The organism is Halopseudomonas sp. T1L2, assembly GCF_055397385.1.
On sequence record NZ_AP040865.1, the window covers coordinates 1,240,258 to 1,259,640 of the forward strand.

Annotated in this window: 21 protein-coding genes; 5 read left to right on the forward strand and 16 right to left on the reverse strand. The window is 57.4% G+C overall.

All coding sequences use genetic code 11. From position 1 onward, the window contains the following. Positions 1 to 406: 406 nt before the first annotated feature. Positions 407 to 2,005, forward strand: coding sequence for an isocitrate lyase (locus ACZ5WQ_RS05825; protein WP_228247525.1), 1,599 nt, complete (start codon positions 407 to 409; stop codon positions 2,003 to 2,005). Positions 2,006 to 2,150: 145 nt separating this feature from the next. Next, the gene (locus ACZ5WQ_RS05830) at positions 2,151 to 2,612 is read left to right on the forward strand and encodes an acyl-CoA thioesterase (protein ID WP_233049733.1); all 462 of its coding nucleotides are present in this window, start codon (positions 2,151 to 2,153) and stop codon (positions 2,610 to 2,612) included. A 59-nt stretch (positions 2,613 to 2,671) separates the two neighbouring features. Here the strand turns inward: ACZ5WQ_RS05830 and ACZ5WQ_RS05835 are convergent, their stop codons facing one another. The 6 genes from ACZ5WQ_RS05835 to ppsA form a co-directional block, all read right to left on the reverse strand. Further along, positions 2,672 to 3,640: an OmpA family protein gene (locus ACZ5WQ_RS05835; protein ID WP_088274148.1), complete on the reverse strand. Its 969-nt coding sequence runs from the start codon at positions 3,638 to 3,640 to the stop codon at positions 2,672 to 2,674. A 90-nt stretch (positions 3,641 to 3,730) separates the two neighbouring features. Further along, positions 3,731 to 4,315 (reverse strand): RNA polymerase sigma factor SigX, encoded by a 585-nt coding sequence (gene sigX, locus ACZ5WQ_RS05840; protein WP_464383356.1) that lies wholly within the window; start codon positions 4,313 to 4,315, stop codon positions 3,731 to 3,733. A gap of 34 nt (positions 4,316 to 4,349) precedes the next feature. Then, on the reverse strand, positions 4,350 to 5,171 hold the full coding sequence (locus ACZ5WQ_RS05845; RefSeq protein WP_228247522.1) for a mechanosensitive ion channel family protein: 822 nt from the start codon (positions 5,169 to 5,171) through the stop codon (positions 4,350 to 4,352). A gap of 16 nt (positions 5,172 to 5,187) precedes the next feature. Next, the gene (locus tag ACZ5WQ_RS05850; RefSeq protein WP_228247521.1) at positions 5,188 to 5,442 is read right to left on the reverse strand and encodes a hypothetical protein; all 255 of its coding nucleotides are present in this window, start codon (positions 5,440 to 5,442) and stop codon (positions 5,188 to 5,190) included. A 109-nt stretch (positions 5,443 to 5,551) separates the two neighbouring features. Beyond that, entirely contained in the window at positions 5,552 to 6,040 is a 489-nt protein-coding gene (rraA, locus tag ACZ5WQ_RS05855; RefSeq protein WP_104738534.1) for a ribonuclease E activity regulator RraA, read from the reverse strand. 32 nt (positions 6,041 to 6,072) lie between these two features. Further along, positions 6,073 to 8,442: a phosphoenolpyruvate synthase gene (gene ppsA, locus ACZ5WQ_RS05860; RefSeq protein ID WP_228247519.1), complete on the reverse strand. Its 2,370-nt coding sequence runs from the start codon at positions 8,440 to 8,442 to the stop codon at positions 6,073 to 6,075. A gap of 158 nt (positions 8,443 to 8,600) precedes the next feature. Between ppsA and ppsR the strand changes: the two genes are divergently transcribed. Further along, positions 8,601 to 9,419 (forward strand): posphoenolpyruvate synthetase regulatory kinase/phosphorylase PpsR, encoded by an 819-nt coding sequence (gene ppsR, locus ACZ5WQ_RS05865; RefSeq protein WP_088274142.1) that lies wholly within the window; start codon positions 8,601 to 8,603, stop codon positions 9,417 to 9,419. Positions 9,420 to 9,692: 273 nt separating this feature from the next. Beyond that, positions 9,693 to 9,851, forward strand: a complete 159-nt coding sequence (locus ACZ5WQ_RS05870; protein ID WP_088274141.1) for a YqaE/Pmp3 family membrane protein — start codon at positions 9,693 to 9,695, stop codon at positions 9,849 to 9,851. Here the strand turns inward: ACZ5WQ_RS05870 and ACZ5WQ_RS05875 are convergent, their stop codons facing one another. Further along, complete coding sequence (locus tag ACZ5WQ_RS05875) at positions 9,852 to 10,874, reverse strand: ABC transporter substrate-binding protein (protein WP_464383357.1); 1,023 nt, start codon at positions 10,872 to 10,874, stop codon at positions 9,852 to 9,854. It lies immediately after the preceding gene. A gap of 315 nt (positions 10,875 to 11,189) precedes the next feature. Between ACZ5WQ_RS05875 and ACZ5WQ_RS05880 the strand changes: the two genes are divergently transcribed. Further along, positions 11,190 to 11,609, forward strand: coding sequence for a DUF411 domain-containing protein (locus ACZ5WQ_RS05880; RefSeq protein WP_269687287.1), 420 nt, complete (start codon positions 11,190 to 11,192; stop codon positions 11,607 to 11,609). Between the two features lie 4 nt (positions 11,610 to 11,613). On the opposite strand, the gene ACZ5WQ_RS05885 is transcribed toward ACZ5WQ_RS05880, so the two are convergent. From ACZ5WQ_RS05885 to sufB, 9 genes are all read right to left on the reverse strand, one after another. Then, positions 11,614 to 11,967 carry a YkvA family protein gene (locus ACZ5WQ_RS05885; RefSeq protein ID WP_228247151.1) on the reverse strand — a complete coding sequence of 118 codons (354 nt, stop codon included), beginning with the start codon at positions 11,965 to 11,967 and terminating at the stop codon, positions 11,614 to 11,616. A gap of 71 nt (positions 11,968 to 12,038) precedes the next feature. Continuing rightward, positions 12,039 to 13,043, reverse strand: coding sequence for a GGDEF domain-containing protein (locus ACZ5WQ_RS05890; RefSeq protein WP_233049737.1), 1,005 nt, complete (start codon positions 13,041 to 13,043; stop codon positions 12,039 to 12,041). Between the two features lie 127 nt (positions 13,044 to 13,170). Then, entirely contained in the window at positions 13,171 to 13,584 is a 414-nt protein-coding gene (locus ACZ5WQ_RS05895; RefSeq protein WP_228247153.1) for a SufE family protein, read from the reverse strand. Positions 13,585 to 13,596: 12 nt separating this feature from the next. Further along, complete coding sequence (gene sufT, locus ACZ5WQ_RS05900; protein WP_200818408.1) at positions 13,597 to 14,130, reverse strand: putative Fe-S cluster assembly protein SufT; 534 nt, start codon at positions 14,128 to 14,130, stop codon at positions 13,597 to 13,599. Between the two features lie 56 nt (positions 14,131 to 14,186). Next, positions 14,187 to 14,543: a HesB/IscA family protein gene (locus ACZ5WQ_RS05905; RefSeq protein WP_088274333.1), complete on the reverse strand. Its 357-nt coding sequence runs from the start codon at positions 14,541 to 14,543 to the stop codon at positions 14,187 to 14,189. A gap of 11 nt (positions 14,544 to 14,554) precedes the next feature. Then, complete coding sequence (locus ACZ5WQ_RS05910) at positions 14,555 to 15,796, reverse strand: aminotransferase class V-fold PLP-dependent enzyme (protein WP_233049738.1); 1,242 nt, start codon at positions 15,794 to 15,796, stop codon at positions 14,555 to 14,557. After that, the gene (gene sufD, locus ACZ5WQ_RS05915) at positions 15,789 to 17,096 is read right to left on the reverse strand and encodes a Fe-S cluster assembly protein SufD (protein WP_233049739.1); all 1,308 of its coding nucleotides are present in this window, start codon (positions 17,094 to 17,096) and stop codon (positions 15,789 to 15,791) included. The genes ACZ5WQ_RS05910 and sufD overlap by 8 nt, the downstream gene beginning before the upstream one ends. Positions 17,097 to 17,099: 3 nt before the next feature. Then, positions 17,100 to 17,849: a Fe-S cluster assembly ATPase SufC gene (gene sufC / locus ACZ5WQ_RS05920; protein ID WP_088274133.1), complete on the reverse strand. Its 750-nt coding sequence runs from the start codon at positions 17,847 to 17,849 to the stop codon at positions 17,100 to 17,102. A 52-nt stretch (positions 17,850 to 17,901) separates the two neighbouring features. Further along, entirely contained in the window at positions 17,902 to 19,338 is a 1,437-nt protein-coding gene (sufB, locus tag ACZ5WQ_RS05925) for a Fe-S cluster assembly protein SufB (RefSeq protein WP_228247156.1), read from the reverse strand. Between the last annotated feature and the right edge of the window lie 45 nt (positions 19,339 to 19,383).

Consider the following 19,383-nt stretch of genomic DNA (forward strand, 5'->3'; position numbering starts at 1 on the left):
CTGAACCTTGTAGTGCCGATTAAAAATCACTACAAACGGCATTGACTTATCAGGTTCGAAGTCCCATCATTGCGTCGCTCCCGCTAGCCAGAGACCTCAAGGTCTCCGCTTCGCACCCATACCAACGGTTCGATGCGTGTCTTTACAGCCCACAAGGCCGAATGACGAGGTGGCGACTGGAACCAAGTTGTCCTGAGGGACGGGGAAGCAATTAAAGCTGAACAGTTTACGCCAGCAGGCAAACGCCATTATCGATGGCTTAGCGCTCGCAAGACTGTCACCTCCTCTCCTCTTGGCACCATGCCAGTCTCCTCCTTTTCATACTGTCCTTTGAGCGTAACCGCAGCAGCGGAGCATTGGGTCGACAAATCGTGCTGAACCTAACGCAAACTTTGAAGGATTGACCATGTCAGCTTATCAAAACGACATCAAAGCAGCTGCCGAGCTGAAAGAAAAAGCAGGTAGTGGCTGGAGCGCTATCAACCCTGAGTCCGTCGCTCGCATGCGCGCGCAGAACCGTTTCAAGACCGGTCTGGACGTCGCCAAGTACACCGCGGCCATCATGCGCAAAGACATGGCTGAGTACGACGCCGACTCTTCTGTCTACACCCAGTCCCTGGGTTGCTGGCACGGCTTCATCGGTCAGCAGAAGCTGATCTCCATCAAGAAGCACCTGAAGACCACCAACAAGCGCTACCTGTACCTGTCCGGCTGGATGGTTGCTGCCCTGCGTTCCGAGTTCGGCCCGCTGCCTGACCAGTCCATGCACGAGAAGACTTCCGTTGCCGCTCTGATCGAAGAGCTGTACACCTTCCTGCGTCAAGCTGATGCCCGTGAACTGGACCTGCTGTTCACCGCTCTGGACGCTGCTCGCGAAGCTGGCGACCAGGCCAAGGCTGCTGAAATCCAGTCCCAGATCGACAACTACGAAACTCACGTAGTGCCGATCATCGCCGACATCGACGCTGGTTTCGGTAACGCCGAAGCGACCTACCTGCTGGCCAAGAAGATGATCGAAGCTGGTGCCTGCTGCATCCAGATCGAAAACCAGGTTTCCGACGAGAAGCAGTGCGGTCACCAGGACGGCAAAGTAACCGTTCCGCACTCCGACTTCCTCGCCAAGATCAACGCTGTTCGCTACGCCTTCCTCGAGCTGGGCGTTGACGACGGTGTCATCGTTGCCCGTACCGACTCCCTGGGCGCCGGCCTGACCAAGCAGATCGCCGTCACCAACGAGCCGGGCGACCTGGGCGACCAGTACAACAGCTTCCTGGACGGTGACTACATCACCAGCGCTGACGACATCCAGAACGGCGACGTTGTAATCAAGTCCAATGGCAAACTGCTCAAGCCCAAGCGTCTGGCTTCCGGCCTGTTCCAGTTCCGCAAGGACACCGGTGTTGACCGCGTTGTTCTGGACTGTATCACCAGCCTGCAAAACGGTGCCGACCTGCTGTGGATCGAAACCGAGAAGCCGCACGTTGGTCAGATCGCCGAAATGGTTAACCGTATCCGCGAAGTCGTACCGAACGCCAAGCTGGTTTACAACAACAGCCCGTCCTTCAACTGGACTCTGAACTTCCGCCAGCAGGTATTCGATGCCATGGTTGAAGAAGGCAAGGACGTTTCTGCATACGACCGCGCCAAGCTGATGAGCGTTGAGTACGATGAGACCGAACTGGCTCAACTGGCTGACGAGAAGATCCGTACCTTCCAGGCCGATGCGTCCCGTGAAGCAGGTATCTTCCACCACCTGATCACCCTGCCGACTTACCACACTGCTGCGCTGTCCACCGACAACCTGGCAAAAGGCTACTTCGACAAGGAAGGCATGCTGGCTTACGTCAAGGGCGTTCAGCGTCAGGAAATCCGTCAGGGTATCGCCTGCGTCAAGCACCAGAACATGGCTGGCTCCGACATCGGCGACAACCATAAAGAGTACTTCGCTGGTGAAGCTGCTCTGAAAGCCGGCGGTAAAGACAACACCATGAACCAGTTCGGCTGATAGGCCACTGATTCAGAGTCGCAAGACTCCGGTGTGAGAAAGGGGCTGCCATGGGCAGCCCCTTTTTTCTATCAAGCAGCAACCCTCTCAGGTAGAATGCGCACCACTTCTGCCCTATGGTTCACGCAACAAGGCTTTATCAGTTATGGCACGTCTGCAACTCGACTTTCCCGAGAACCAGTTTTACTTCACCACGCAGCTCACAGTTCGTATCACCGACATCAACGGCGCCAACCACCTGGCCAATGATTCGATGATCTCGATGATCTCCGAGGCCAGAGCGCGGTTTCTGTATCAGTTCGGTATCGAAGAAGTGAGCGAGAAAGGCGTTGGCATTATCGTTACCGACCTTGCCACCACCTATCTTCGTGAAGCCTTCGCCCGCGACGCACTGATTTTTGAAGTCGGCCTGATGGACCTGAACAAGTACGGCGGCGACATCATCTTTCGCATCAGCAAGGCCAGCAACGGCGAACTCGTTGCACTGGCAAAATCCGGTTTTGTGTTTTTCCATTTTGCGACCGGCAAGGTTCGTCCAATGCCGGAAGATTTCCGTCTGCGCTTCCCCGGCGTCAATTCAATCGAACCGGAAAGCAGCGAAACCTGATATTTCAGACAATAAAAAACCCGGCCGATGGCCGGGTTTTTTGCTCCCTGGAAAGTGAATTACTTCACTTCAACCTGGGCTTCAACTTCAGCTTCAACGCGGCGGTTCATCGAACGACCTTCGTCAGTGCTGTTGTCTGCGATCGGACGGGCTTCACCGTAACCGACAGAGCTGACGCGAGAGCCATCAACACCTTCGCTGATCAGTGCTTCGCGGACCGCATTGGCGCGACGCTCGGACAGGTTCTGGTTGTAGGCATCGCTACCGACGGAGTCAGTGTGACCTTCAACGGTAGTAGTAACCGACGGATAGGTCTTCATGAACTCGGCCAGGCTCTGAATATCCTGACGGTATTCAGGACGGATGGTGTCCTTGTCGAAGTCGAACAGCACATCAAGCTCAACACGAACAGATTGCATCTCGGGAGCCGGAGCAGGAGCCGGAGCCACTACCGGAGCAGGCGCCGGAGCCGGCTCGGCAACCGGTGCGGACTTGGCACCGAAGTTGATACCCAGGCCTACACCTGCCTGCCATTCGGTATTGCCGTGGTCAAAACCGTAAAGCGCATCAACGCCAGCCTTGACGAAGAAGTTTTCGTTCAGGTAGTTCTTGATACCGACACCGGCCATGGCCATGGTAGTGCGATCATCAGTGTTGTCGCTGTCAGCCTTGAGCTCCTGGTGAGCCAGACCGGCAGAGATATAGGGGAGGACATTGCCGGTACCGAAGTGGTAAACCGCTTCGATCTGAGCCAGCTTGCCGTCGACATCTTCATTGGCGACGTCATCGACTTCCAGGTTCCGGTACTTACCCAGACCAGCGTTGAGCAGTACGTTCTCGGTGACGAAATAGCCAATGCTGCCACCCACCAGGGTGCCATCGTTCAGACCATACATGCTGTCGGTGAAGTAACGGTCAGCAAAGGCTTCAACCTCGACCGACCCGGCTTTGCCGGCAGCCATGGCAGAAAAGCTGGACGCAGCAATAGCAGCACCAACAACGAGACCCACAGTGTTTTTCAATTTCATCTTTGAATCCCCATCAAATCCATTAAGACGTTAAGCTTGCGCAAAACTCCGCGACAGTATAACTGAATCCTGCTAACAACTATACAAGCCCTATATAAAAGGACTGTCAATCTGGTTTCGCAGTTTTTCCAGCGCGCGTTTATAACGCATTTTAGTCGCGCTCAATCCCATGTGCATAATGTCTGCAATTTCCTGAAATTCCAGCTCCGCTACAAAGCGCAACACCAGAATTTCCCGGTCAATGGGATTGACGTGGACCAGAAGACTGTTCAGCCCCTTTGAAGCCTGCGGCTGCAGCTCCTGTTCCTGCGCCTCTCCCTGAGGGTCGAGGCTGAGTGCATCAAGCAGGCGGCGCTTGCGTTTCTCTTTACGATACTGCGTTATGCACTCGTTATAAGTAATGCTATATAGCCATGTTTTAAACTTGGCCTTGCCTTCAAACTGCTTCAGTCCGTGCAAAACCTTCAGCATTACTTCCTGACAAACGTCATCCGCGTCCCGCTCGTTACCTAAATACCGAACACAAACATTAAACAAAGTTCGCTGATAGCGCCGCATCAGCTCCTCATAGGCTGTCGTAGTGTGAATAAGCTCACTCTTTGCCCTGAGCACCAGCTCCTCATCATCGAGGTCGGCCGGATTGTAGTGGCGGCGTGGACGGCTGAGACTGACCAAGGTAGTAATGTCTTCCGTATGACTAAAGCGGCGCTCAGCGCCGCACCGGCTCATCAATCAGCAAGCGATTGGCCAGAGAGACAAGCTCGCCATCGTCACTGAGAATCTGCGTCTTGACGGTGCCTATTTCCTCCACCACACCCTCGACGCCAGCGACCTTGATCCGATCACCCGGCTGATAGAGTTCACGCACGTAGATACCCGCAATGATCTGAGCGACCACCTGACGACTGCCCAGCCCGAGTGCCAGAGCGGCCGCACCGCCGAAACAGACCAGCACGATAGCGATCACCAGATTCAGAAGCGCGGTTTCGATCTGCAACTGACCGATCGCCAGTGATACCGTGATGATGACCAGCAGCCCTTGGACAAAGCGACCAAGCCCGGACGCATACTCCATGCCCATGCTTTCGGCCGTGCCGCGCACAACGCCGTTTACCAGATGGGAGAGCAACAGACCACCAAGCAGAATGAGCGCCGCGCCGACAACCTTGGGCAGATAAAGCGTGATGGCGTCCAACGTAGAAGACACCCGCGCAAGACCGAGCGACTCCGATGCCGACACGACAAAGGTCAGCAGAATGAACCAATAGGCTATCTTGCCGGTAAGCGCGGACACCGAACTGTTGATGCCAACCCGGGCAAGCATCTTGTTTACACCGGTGCCGCTCATCAGTCGATCCAGACCGACCTTGGCCAGTCCTTTGCTCAACACCGCGTCGACAACCTTGGCCACGACAAGGCCAAGCAGCACGATAATCAGCGCCGCAATCAGATCGGGAATAAACGAGGCAACCTTGCTCCACAGCGTGGTCATGGCCGCAACGAAGCTTTGACTCCAGACATCGAATTCCATGGCTAAGCTCTCTTGACTACAGGTCGGAAGGGGTTGAGTTGTCAGCTTGGCGACGACTGGGCTTGAGGTTACGCACACCACGCGCGCCTCCCTCGGTCAGCACCCAGCCCCAGCGGGCTACCAGTCCAAGCAGGTCGAATACCGCGCCGTGAATGTGCGCCCGGTGCAGAACCCGATCCAGTCGCTGATCGTCGGAGCGTTCTGCATCGCCGGCGCTTTCGTCGCGCATCATTGCGCGCAGCTGGCTTTCAAGCGAATCGTCGTTGGACATGACTCTATTCTCCTGCAGGGATGAAGCCGTGACGGAAATACGGCCCCCAGATGCAACAAGGGGGAGGTGTTGCCACCCTCCCCCTTGCCCGATACCACCAGGGCCGACGTTACTCGGGCATGGTCAACGCGACAGGCGAGACAATGATGCCGTTGTTATCGGCGTAGACGAACTCACCCGGGCGGAAGGTCACGCCAGCAAAGGTGACGACGACGTTCAGATCGCCGATACCACGCTTGTCGGTCTTCATCGGGTGACTGGCCAGCGCCTGGATTCCAAGCGGCGTTTGCGCCAGTACGTCAACGTCACGCACACAGCCGTATACGATGATGCCTTCCCAGCCGTTCTTGGCCGCTTTCTCGGCCAGCATGTCACCCAGCAGAGCGCGGCGCATGGAACCGCCACCATCAACCACCATCACCTTGCCGGTGCCGTCCTGATCGACCTGTTCCTTGACGATCGAGTTGTCTTCGTGACACTTCACGGTGACGATCTGACCACCGAAGGAATCGTGGCCACCGAAGTTGCTGAACATCGGCTCGACCACGGCCACATCGGGATAGGCATCACACAGATCCGGCGTTACATAGTGCTGCATGGCATTCTCCTTGAACTTGAAGGTACTGATGCTTACTTGTCATTCTCGGCAAGGAAGAACCAGGTGTCCATCACCGAATCCGGGTTCAGAGACACGCTCTCGATACCCTGCTCCATCAGCCAGCGCGCGAGATCCGGATGATCGGACGGACCCTGACCACAAATACCGATGTACTTGTTGGCAGCACGGCAGGCCGAGATAGCGTAGCTCAGCAGCTTTTTGACTGCAGCATTACGCTCATCGAACAGATGCGCAATGATGCCGGAGTCACGGTCCAGACCCAAAGTCAGCTGAGTCAGATCGTTGGACCCAATGGAGAATCCGTCGAAGTGCTCCAGGAACTCGTCGGCCAGCAGCGCGTTGGCAGGCAGCTCACACATCATGATCAGACGCAGACCGTTTTCACCGCGTTTCAGGCCGTTTTCACCCAGCAGTTCCACAACCTGCTTGGCTTCGCCAACGGTACGCACGAACGGAATCATGATCTCGACGTTGGTCAACCCCATTTCGTCGCGTACACGCTTCATTGCACGGCATTCCAGCTCGAAGCAGTCACGGAAGGAATCACTGATGTAACGCGAGGCGCCACGGAAGCCCAGCATCGGGTTTTCTTCTTCCGGCTCGTACAGCTTGCCGCCGATCAGGTTGGCATATTCGTTAGACTTGAAGTCCGACATGCGCACGATGACCTTCTTCGGCCAGAACGCCGCAGCCAGCGTGCTGATGCCTTCAACCAACTTGTCGACGTAGAAATCGACCGGCGAACCGTAACCGGCAACACGCTTCTGCACGCTGTCCTTGACGTCAACCGGCAGGCTGTCGAAGTTCAACAGTGCCTTGGGGTGAACGCCGATCATGCGGTTGATGATGAATTCCAGACGCGCCAGTCCCACGCCCTCGTTGGGCAGGTTGGCGAAGTCGAAGGCGCGGTCGGGGTTGCCGACGTTCATCATGATCTTGAACGGCAGCGGCGGCATCGCATCAACGCTGTTGGTCTTGATGTCGAAGGACAGCTGGCCTGCGTAGATCAGACCGGTATCGCCCTCGGCGCAGGAAACAGTCACTTCCTGGCCATCCTTCAGCTCAGTGGTCGCGTTGCCGCAACCGACAACAGCCGGAATCCCCAGTTCGCGAGCAATAATCGCCGCGTGGCAGGTACGTCCACCACGGTTGGTGACGATCGCGCTGGCGCGCTTCATGATCGGCTCCCAGTCCGGGTCGGTCATATCGGAGACCAGAACGTCACCCGGCTGGACCTTGTCCATTTCGGCAACGTCGTTGACGATGCGCACGCGGCCGGCACCAATACGCTGGCCGATGGCACGACCTTCAACCAGCACAGTGCCCTTCTCTTTCAGCAGGTAACGCTCCATGACGTTGGCGCTGCTGCGGCTCTTAACGGTTTCCGGACGCGCCTGAACGATATAGAGCTTGCCGTCGTCGCCGTCTTTGGCCCACTCGATGTCCATCGGACGACCGTAGTGCTGCTCGATGATGACGGCCTGCTTGGCCAGGTTTACGACTTCTTCCTCGGACAGACAGAAGCGGCTGCGCTCAGCCAGATCAACGTCGACAGTCTTGACCGACCGACCGGCCTTGGCTTCGTCGCCGTAGACCATCTTGATCGCTTTGCTGCCCAGATTACGACGCAGAATCGACGGGCGACCAGCAGCCAGAGTGGGCTTGTGCACATAGAACTCGTCAGGGTTAACCGCACCCTGCACCACGGTTTCGCCCAGACCGTATGCGCCGGTGATAAACACGACGTCACGGAAACCGGATTCGGTGTCCAGGGTAAACATCACACCGGCAGTGCCGGTTTCGGAGCGCACCATGCGCTGCACACCCGCTGACAGGGCAACCAGTTTGTGGTCGAAGCCCTGGTGTACGCGGTAGGCGATGGCGCGATCGTTGAACAGCGACGCGAACACTTCCTTGGCAGCGTGAATGACGTTATCCACACCACGAATGTTCAGGAAGGTTTCCTGCTGACCGGCGAAAGAGGCATCAGGCAAGTCTTCCGCCGTAGCCGAGGAACGCACGGCAACGGCCAGATTGGGGTTACCGTCGGACAGTTTGGCAAAGGCTTCGCGAATTGCCTTATCCAGCGCCGGCGGGAAGTCGGCGTCCATAACCCACTGACGAATCTGCGCACCGGTTTCGGCCAGAGCGTTAACGTCATCGACGTCGAGCTTGTCCAGTGCAGCGTGAATGCGATCATTGAGACCACTTTGCTCGAGAAACTCCCGATACGCATCTGCAGTGGTTGCAAAGCCACCGGGAACCGTCACGCCGGCGTTGGCCAGATTGCTGATCATTTCGCCAAGGGAGGCGTTCTTGCCGCCAACGCGCTCGACGTCATTGACACCCAGCTGCTCGAAGGACACTACGTACTCTAACAAGGTGATCTCTCCGTCAATCTATTAATTAAGTCTGTGCGGCGGCGGGAGCATACTGGTCTGCCCGCTGCAAATGCGCCACAATGCCGATCTTTGGGGGCTGCTCCGACATATATGCGGGCTACCCGGTAACCGAGACACGACATCTTAAGGCTTCGTGAATGAAACGCACCGCTTTTTTCATTTCTGATGGTACCGGCATCACCGCCGAGACGCTTGGTCAAAGCCTGCTGGCACAGTTCGAGAACATCCAGTTCACCAAGCTGCTGCGCCCGTACGTCGATACCGTGGAAAAAGCGCGTGACATGGTACAACAAATCAATGCTGCTGCCGAGAAAGATGCAGCGCGGCCGATCATTTTCGATACCGTGGTCAACAGCGAGATTCGTCAGGAGCTGGCCAAATCCAATGGCTACATGATCGATATTTTCTCGACCTTCCTGGCGCCGCTGGAACAGGAACTGGGTGACGGCTCGTCCTACTCGGTAGGCAAGACCCACTCGATCCAGCACAACAGCCATTACAAAGACCGTATTGACGCGGTGCACTTCGCCATGGACAACGACGATGGTGCGCGCACACACCACTACGCCCAGGCCGATATCATCCTGGTTGGTGTCTCCCGCTGCGGCAAGACGCCAAGCTGTCTGTACATGGCGTTGCAATACGGTATTCGCGCCGCCAACTACCCCCTGACTGAGGACGACATGGAGCGCCTGCAGCTGCCCAAGGCGCTCAAGCAGAACAAGAGCAAGCTGTTCGGCCTGACCATCGACCCAGACCGTCTGGCCAGCATCCGCAACGAACGCCGCCCCAACAGCCGCTATTCCAGCTACCCGCAGTGCGAATTTGAAGTACGGGAAGTGGAGAACCTGTTCCGCAAGGAGAACATTCCCTTCCTTAACTCAACGCACTACTCGGTAGAAGAGATTTCAGCGAAGATCCTGATGCAGATGGGCATTGAGCGCCGTCTTAAGTAAGGCTTCCAACCTGTTGATCTAATTAGATTAAAAGAAGGCTATCGCGGGCACCGGATGGCCTTTTCTGTTGCTACCGAACGCAAGAGCCAGGCTCTGCCAGCTGCCCAGCCAGATCGCCAGCCAGAGACGGCGCCCCCCTCATTCCAGGGCATTCTGGCGGTAGCCAGCTGCGACAGACATTACCGGGAAGCGTTTGGATATCAGCAGCAACTGAACGATCAATGGTACTGCGGGTCACAATGCATGAAACTTCCGGACACAAGGAACCAACACATGGATCTGATTCGCGTACTGATCGCCATTTTGCTGCCACCGCTGGGCGTGTTTTTGCAGGTGGGTTTCGGTGGCGCCTTTTGGCTTAACATCCTGCTCACCCTGCTCGGTTACATTCCCGGCATCGTTCACGCAGTCTGGATTATCGCCAAACGCTGATTAGCGTCCGCCAGCATCAAGCACGGCCTCGTTCGCGGCTGCCAGCCAGCCGCGAATCGAGAAGTCATAGCTCTTGACTGCCGGATTGAGCACCTTGCTGAACCGGCGATAATTCACCGCAGGCCGACCGGCCGCAAGATAGCCCAGGTAATCCTCAGCCATTGACCGATCGAACAGAGCAAACATGCTCTTTTCCATCTCCAGGCCTTCGCTGTCGGCAAAATCCACACCATTTTCGTAGTCGTACAACACTACCAGCGCCCAGGCTGCGGCAAGATGATGGCCGCCGACCACGACCTGCACCTCGCCATCAAGCAATGCTCGGGTTGCCTGCTCAGTCATGTTGACAGTCGACACCACAAGATCACGCCCGACCGTACGACCGAGACTGCGTGCACCTTCAATAGCGCCGTAGGCCATAAGATCATTACCGGTCCATACCAGTCGCGTTTGCGGATAGCGCTCAAGCAAAATGGGGGTCTGATAACGGGCATTGTCCCGCCGCCATTCACCGTAGACATTCTGACGCAAGCGAACCTCGGCAAACTCGGCGACCGCTCTCCGCATTCCACGAGTCCGCCGGCGAGAGCTGTCAGTCGACTTGTCACCCGATATGGCAATCATCTCCAACCGCTGCGACCTGCTCGCCGGAAACTGCTGCAACCCCTGCAGGATCAAGGATCTGGCACTGAGGTAGCCGGCTTCCTCTGCATCAGGCACCAGGCTGCCTAGCCAGTGTTTCAGCCGATCGCGGGGATAGCCAAGCATTTCACGTTCGCTCTCCAGCACACCGTTATACGCAGCAAATACCCGGATGCCCGCTTGCTCGGCGATCTGCAACTGCCCCGGCAGGACCTGCTTTTCCGCCGACACCAGCAGGTAGTCCGGGCGCTGGCCTGACGGCCGCCAGGACACATCCCTGGCCAAACCGAGCTGGGCCAGGTGGTCGCGTTCGGCGTGCAGAACCTCCAGCTCAACCCCCAGACTCGTCGCCGCGTGCTGCAGACCTTCGATCGCATCCATCCAGAATGGCTCATTGGATTTGCCCGGACTGATAAACACCACCTGCATTGCCGAAGCGGGAGTTGCGAACAGACAGACAAGCAGCAGGTACAGCGCCCCCAGACGACTTCGCCTTGGAGAATGCTGACAACGAAAGACACCAGGAAAAAGAGGAAACATCATGCAACGACCATATACCTGCTTGACCAAGGCTTGCGGATGACACTCGCCGACTAACCCGCTAGTCTCAGCGGTCTGAACCTGACGGCGCGCATGGTATCAGAGCGCCCGGCCTGATGCAGCGCCGGAAGTCGGATATCCGAGGAGAGCAAGAGAATGAAAAACCTGATCGCTGGCGGTCTGCTGCTGGTGAGCAGCCTGTCTCAGGCTGCCGATATCGATGTATACCGCGATCCCTCATGCGGCTGCTGCCACGCCTGGATCGAACATCTTGAGGAAAATGGCCTTGAGGTCAACGACCACGTCACCTCTGAGGTCGTTGCGATGAAACAGAGCCTGGGAGTCGACCCGGCCCTGCGCTCGTGCCATACGGCGATTTACAAGGGCGTCTTCATTGAAGGGCATGTCCCGGCCAGCGACATTCTGGCTCTTGAAGATGACAGCACCATAAAGGGCCTTGCCGTACCGGGCATGCCGATCGGCTCGCCCGGAATGGAAATGGGCGAGCACCACCAGGCCTACCAGGTCATTGCCGTCGAGGCTGACGGCAGCCAACGGGTATATAGCCAGCACTAGGCAGCTAGCGCGCCTCGTCGACCTCTTCGATAAAAGGGCCGAACCAGCTGTCGGCCCTTCGACGCGCTGCTGTTCTGACGTCACCGTCTATATACATTGCAACCATTGCCAACGCACTGGCAAACATACCCAGATCGTCGGTAAAGCCCAGCAACGGGGTGAAATCAGGAATCGCGTCCAGAGGCGCGATAAAGTACGCCAGACAACTGACAATGACCGCCTTGGCCCAGGCTGGCGTTTCAGGACGGCGCGCCGCGTAGTAGAGGCACAGCGCCTTTTCGACTACCTCACGCCCGGCCAACCGGGCATGGGATGCGAGCTTGCGCCAAAAGGCGCCATCAGAATACGTTGTTCTCATGGAGATACCTCCAGACAGAGCATGCCAGTCAATAGTAGAGAGACAGGAGGAGCACTGCAACCGGGCGACACTCAAGGCGCTGCGATCACGATCTGGTCACGCCCTGCGTCCTTTGCGGCGTAAAGACACGCATCAGCCTCATGCAGCCAGGACTCGCGCTCCGGGTGACCATTGAGCATGCAACCGCCAATGGAAACAGTCACAGCCTGCCCGTCCGGCCGCCTCAAAACCTCGCGGACGCACTGCTGAATCTTGGTTGCAACGCCATTAAGGCCTTCACGGGTAACATTGGGAACCAGCAAGACAAACTCCTCACCACCCAGCCGGAACAGGCGATCAGATGGGCGGCAGGCCGCGTCGACCAGTTGCACGAAACGCACCAGCACATCATCGCCGACAGCATGTCCAAACTGGTCGTTTATCTGCTTGAAATGATCAAGATCGAGCACCAGCAGGCCAAAACGTATGTCGTATCGCCTGCTGTCGGCAACAGCGATATCCAGCTCCTTGTTCATGGTTCGCCGGTTGCCGATGCCAGTCAACGGATCCTCAGTCGCAAGCTGCGAAAGCTCACGCCGCTGAGCGCGACCACGAGACGCGAACACAAACGCAAATATGCTGGATAGTTCATAGGTGACAATAAACGAACCCATCTGGTAATGGCTGGCAAATACCTCTTGCGGATTCAGCCAGCCATACAGACAAACCGCAAGCAGGGTTACCTGCGTCACCATTACACTCTGACGCGGCGGCACCACAAAGAAATTGAACAGGATTAGCACATACATCCAGAACAGGCCGTTGGTACCCAGCTTGATGCTGACCAGAAAGGCTCCGATGGAGTAGATTGCGGCGAGAAACTGCCCGGGACGAACGGTATTGCCGGTACGCCAGGCATAGGATACGGCGAGCACAGTGCCCACCACGAGGAAACTGTCGGTAAAGCCGACCAGCCAGTTGCGCTGGCCAAGCCGATACACCGCGTACGGTGTCACGCCCAATACGGCGAGACTCCCGACCAGCGTAATGATCGACAGCTGAAAGTCATCCTTCAGTCTGGACCAGAAGGCGCTCATTCAGAATGCTCTTGCGTTGTTATTGTTGTTTGCTGGCGCACCAGGCAGCGCGCTCAGAAAGTCAGAATGTGACCATAACTGCTACCACTGTTCAGTACAACTGCTGCGAAATCAGATGCGGCAGCCTTTAGGCCGCCGCAGCCTGAATACGCTGTACCATGGCCCGCAGGCCGTTACCACGAGTGACGCTCAGGTGCTTGAGCAGGTTGAGCCGTGAGAAGTAATCCTCGATATCGAATGCTCTGATCTCTTCTGCCCGCTTGCCATTGTAGGCCGCCAGAACAACAGCAAGCAGCCCCTTGACGATAAAGGCATCACTATCGGCATCGAAATACAGCCTGTCACCATCGCGGTGGCCGACCAGCCAGACCTGACTCTGGCAGCCGCGCACCAGGTTTTCATCGGTTCGCTGGCTTGCATCAAGCTCCGGCAATTCCTTGCCCAGATCAATGATGTACTTGTAGCGGTCTTCCCAGCTATCGAAGAACGACAGAGTATCAACGATATCTTCACTGGTGATTTCCGTACCAAATCGACTCATGTGTTGCCGTCCTCAGAAAAACATGCCGGTTTCGAGCTGTGCCTCTTCGCTCATCATGTGCCGTTGCCAAGGCGGATCGAACACCAGGTCAACCTTGACGTGCTCGACATTGGGCACCCGCTTTACCCTGTATTCAACATCGCCAACCAGCACCGGCCCCATACCGCAGCCGGGGGCAGTCAGGGTCATCTGAATGGTCACCTTGTGCTCGGACTGGTCAATAGCAACGTTGTAGATCAGGCCGAGATTGACCAGATCAACCGGAATCTCCGGATCATAAACGGTTTTAAGGGCCTCCCAGACCTGCTCTTCGCGGATCTGGTCGTCGGTCGGCTCGGGGAACGACAGCAGCTCGGGTTCAAGACCCAACGCCTCGGCATCAGTACCATCGACCCGGACCATCTGACCGTTGTAGGTCACTGTGTAATTGCCGCCCAGCGCCTGGGTAATGGTTACGAAGGTGTCTTTCGGGATGGTCAGGGGTGTTCCATCGGGAACTCGGCGTGCCGGGCAATCGGCCCGGGCTACCACCATGCGACGTTCCATCGGGTTTCCTCAAAAATAAACGCGCCCAACCGGGCGCGCGGTAGACAGGAGCGAGATCAGTTCACGCTGAAGCTTTCGCCACAGCCACACTCGTCCTTGACGTTCGGATTGATGAACTTGATCTGTTGGTTGATGCCCTCGCGCACCAGATCAATCTCGGTGCCCGACAGCACCTGGATACTGTCGCTGTCGACCAGCAACTCGACCTGATCATCAAGCTGGTAGTGCAAATCGCTATCGCGCCCCTGCTCCACCAGATCAATGGCATACATAAAGCCGGTGCAGCCGCTCTTCTTCACGCTCAGACGCACCGCCTTGCCCTGCTGCCCGTTCAGTTGCCGACGAAAATGCGCCAGCGCAGCCGGGGTAACGGTCACCGCCTGTTGTTTGGGATCAAAGGATTCAACGCTCATCTGCAGCACTCCTAAATCAGAAACTGCCGTACTTTTTCCAGCGCCTCGAACAACCGGTCCACATCGGCTCTGGTGTTGTAGAACGCCAAGCTGGCCCGCACAGTACCCGGAATACCAAACTGCTCCATGATCGGCTGCGCGCAATGATTGCCGGTTCGCACCGCAACGCCCTGCTGATCCAGCAACATACCCACGTCATTGGGGTGCGCGCCCTCCAGCAGAAAGCTCATGACGCTGGTCTTGTGCGCGGAGGTGCCAACCAGGCGAATACCGGGCGTTGCCCGTGCACGCTCTTCGGCATAGGTCAGCAGCGCCTGCTCGTGGGCGGCGGCGCCGACACGATCAAGCTGATTGAGGTAGTCGATCGCCGCGCCAAAAGCGATCACGCCGGCAATATCCGGGGTACCCGCTTCAAACTTGTAGGGAAGCTGGTTGAAGGTAGTGCCGGCAAAGCTGACGGTTTCGATCATTTCACCGCCGCCCTGGTAAGGCGGCATGGCTTCGAGCAACGCACGCTTGCCGTACAGCACACCCAGACCGGTCGGGCCGAACAGTTTATGCGCGGAGAAAACATAAAAATCACAATCCAGCGCCTGCACATCGACTGGCCAGTGACTGACGGCTTGCGCCCCGTCAATCAGCACCAGCGCGCCGGCAGCATGGGCCAGACGCACTATATCGGCAACCGGGTTAACAGTGCCGAGGGCGTTGGACACATGGCCACAGGCAACCAGCCTGACACGCTCGTCCAGCATCGACTCCAGCGCTGCCATATCCAGCGTGCCGTCAGCATCCACCGGAATCGGCTCAACGCTGGCACCCTTCTCCGCCGCTATAAGCTGCCAGGGCACGATATTGGAGTGGTGCTCCATCGCCGACACCAGCACGCGGTCACCGGCCTGCAAATTGGCCCGCCCCCAACTGGACGCCACCAGATTGATGCTCTCGGTGGTGCCTCGGGTCCAGATTACCTGGCGCGCCTCGGGTGCGTTGATAAACGCGGCAACCTTGGCCCGTGCGGCCTCGAACTTCTGTGTCGCCCGATCTGCCAGCGCGTGAGCACCGCGATGAACGTTGCTGTTGTCCTGCTCGTAGTAGTCGACCAGCGCCTGAATCACCGCGCGCGGCTTCTGCGTGGTCGCGGCGTTATCGAGATACACCAGCGGGTGGCCGTTGACCTCCTGATTCAGGATCGGAAAGTCGGCACGCACGCGCTCGGCGTCGAACGGCAACGGTTTGGCCAGGTCATTCATAACCGATCTGCCCTACCATCTCGCTTGGCTGGCCGAACAGCGACACCAGACGCGGACGCAGATAATCCTGCACCGCCTGCTCCGGCACCTGGTTTAGCAGCTCATTGATAAAGCCAAAGCTCAGCATGGTGATGGCATCCGCCTTGGTTACGCCGCGGCTCTGCAGGTAATAAAGCGAGGTTTCGTCCAGCTGACTGATGGTCGCGCCGTGGGCGCAACGTACGTCGTCGGCGTAGATTTCCAGCTCGGGCTTGGTATTGATCTCGGCCGTGCGGGACGTGAGCAGGTTCTTGTTACTCAGTTCGGCCAGCGTTTTCTGCGCCTGCGGATGAATATGAATCCGGCCATTGAATACCGCCTTGGCCGAGTCACCAATAATCCCGCGGAATACCTCATTGCTGGTGCAATGCGGCACGCAATGCTCAACATTGGTGTGATAGTCGATCACCTGGCGGTTGCGCGGCAAGTAGACGCCGTTCAGCTCCAGATGTGCCCCCTCGCCCAGCATGTTGACCTGATAGTCAATGCGCTTGAGGCGGCTGCCCTGGGCCAGGGTGAAGCCGTGGAAGCGGGCATCGCGCTGCAGGTTCACGTGAACACCGCCAACGTGCAGCAGATCTTCCTGTTCCAGGTTGATGCGGTAATGCTGCACCTGCGCATTATTACCGACCACGACCTCAGTGAGACTGTTGACGAAGCCGTTCTGGCTGACGCTATCGGAAGCGTAATGTTCGATCAGCTCGGCCTCGGCATTGTCTTCCAGCACCACCAGCACGCGCTGGCTGGCCGCGACCGGATTCGCCTGCGCAGTGGAGACGTTGACGATATAGACCGGTTTTTCCAGCTTGTGACCCCGAGCAACGTGCAGCAGCACGCCATCTGCAGCCCAGGCATTACTCAGGGCGGCAAACATATGACGCTCGCTGTCGACGACCTTGCCCAGATGCTGCTGAATCAATGCCTGCTGTTCGGTATTGGCATCGGCGAAACGCACGACGCCGGCTGGCAAGGCACTGGAGCGCGCGGCGTTGAAGCGACCGTTGACAAAAACCAGACGGATAGCGTCCAGCTCGATCTGCTCTACGGCGTCCAGCGCGACGTCATCAGACTCACTGCTCCAACCAAGCTGTTCGCATTGCTGCAGCGGAGCCAGAGAAATGTACTTCCAGTGTTCGGTCTTGCGGCCAGGCCAGGCTGCAGCTGCCCAGGTGCTGGCACCCTGCTGGCGCAGCGCTGCGAGCCATGCCGGCGTCTGCTGCTCGGCGGCAAGCTCCAAGGCCGTCTGTTGAAAATCAGTCATGGGTCAGACCACCTCGTTTTCGAGCCAACCGTAACCCTTGGCTTCCAGCTCCAGCGCCAGGCTCTTGTCGCCGGATTTGACGATGCGACCGCCGGCCAGGACGTGAACGTAATCGGGCACGATGTAATCCAGCAGACGTTGATAGTGCGTCACCACCAGGAAGCTGCGCTTGCCGTCACGCATTGCATTGACGCCATCGGCAACCACCTGCAGGGCATCGATATCCAGGCCGGAGTCGGTCTCGTCGAGAATGCACAGATCCGGTTCCAGCAGCATCATCTGCATGATCTCGTTGCGCTTCTTCTCACCGCCGGAAAACCCTTCGTTCACACCGCGCTTCAGGAAACTGGCGTCCAGGTTGACTCGCTTGCAGGTTTCGCGCGCCAGCTTGAGGAAGTCAACCGAGGAGATTTCGTCCAGCCCCTGATGCTTGCGCTTGGCATCAACAGCCGCCTTGAGAAATTCCATGTTGCTGACGCCAGGGATCTCCACCGGATACTGGAACGCAAGGAACAGGCCTTCGCGTGCACGCTCTTCGGTTTCCATTTCCAGCAGGTCGTGCCCCTTGAAGGTCACGCTGCCGGCTGTGGCTTCGTAACCGGGCCGGCCGGAAAGCACGTTGCCCATAGTGCTCTTGCCCGAACCGTTGGGCCCCATGATGGCGTGAACTTCGCCCGGTTTGACCTCGATGGACAGCCCTTTAAGGATATCCTTCTCTTCAACTTTCGCGTGCAAGTCTTTGATATTTAGCATCATTTATGCCTGATAAATTACTTTAACCGTTTCGAGCTGCGCCAGCCGGCGATCAACCCACAGAACCTTCGAGACTGACTTCAAGCAGCTTGCCGGCTTCCACCGCAAACTCCATGGGCAGCTCCTTGAACACCTCGCGGCAGAAGCCGTTGACGATCATCGAGACCGCCTTTTCGGCATCGAGGCCACGCTGCTGGCACAGGAACAACTGGTCATCGCTGACCTTTGAGGTTGTTGCCTCGTGCTCCACAACGGCGCTTGGGTTCTTGCTTTCGATATACGGGAAGGTATGCGCGCCGCAGCGATCACCAATCAGCAGCGAGTCACACTGGGTATAATTTCGCGCACCATCAGCACCCGGGTTAATACGCACCAGGCCGCGATAGGCACTGTCGCTGCGGCCGGCAGAAATACCTTTGGCAACAATCGTCGAGCGGGTATTCTTGCCAAGATGGATCATCTTGGTACCGGTATCGGCCTGCTGGAAATTGTTGGTCAGGGCTACCGAGTAGAATTCGCCAACGCTGTTGTCGCCCTTGAGGATGCAGCTGGGGTACTTCCAGGTGACGGCAGAGCCGGTTTCAACCTGAGTCCAAGAAATCTTCGCGTTGGTGTGGGCCACGCCCCGCTTGGTCACGAAGTTGTAGATCCCGCCCTTGCCTTCTGCGTTACCCGGATACCAGTTCTGAACGGTGGAGTACTTGATCTGCGCGTTATCCAGCGCAACCAGCTCGACAACCGCCGCGTGCAGCTGGTTCTCGTCACGCATCGGCGCGGTACAGCCTTCCAGGTAGCTGACGTAGGAGCCCTCATCCGCAACGATAAGGGTGCGCTCGAACTGCCCGGTGTTCATCTCATTGATGCGGAAATAGGTCGACAGCTCCATCGGGCAGCGAACGCCCTTGGGGATATAGACGAAGGAACCGTCGGAGAATACGGCTGAGTTCAGCGCAGCGTAGAAGTTGTCCTTCTGCGGCACGACGCTGCCCAGATACTGCTTGATCAGCTCCGGGTACTTGTGCACTGCCTCGCTGATCGGGCAGAAAATAACGCCCGCTTCCAGTAGCTTCTCCCGGAAGGTGGTAACGACCGAAACCGAGTCAAAGACTGCGTCAACGGCAACACCCGCCAGCATCTCCTGCTCGTGCAGTGGAATACCCAGCTTTTCGTAGGTGGCCAGCAGCTCCGGGTCTACTTCATCGAGACTCTTGGGCTTGCTGTCCATGCTCTTGGGCGCGGAATAGTAGGAGACCGCCTGGAAGTCGATTTCCGGGTAATGCACATGGGCCCAGGTTGGCTCTTCCATCTCCTGCCAGGAGCGGAACGCCTTGAGCCGCCATTCGAGCAGCCACTCAGGCTCGCCTTTCTTGGCAGAAATGAACCGGATAACGTCTTCATTCAGTCCAGGAGGCAGGGTTTCGGACTCGATGGACGAATGGAACCCCGCCGCGTAGTCCTTCCTGATCAGGCTTTCGACTTCTTCAGTCACGGTATCACCTCAATCTTGCAACCTGCGCCAGAAGCGAGGCCGCTA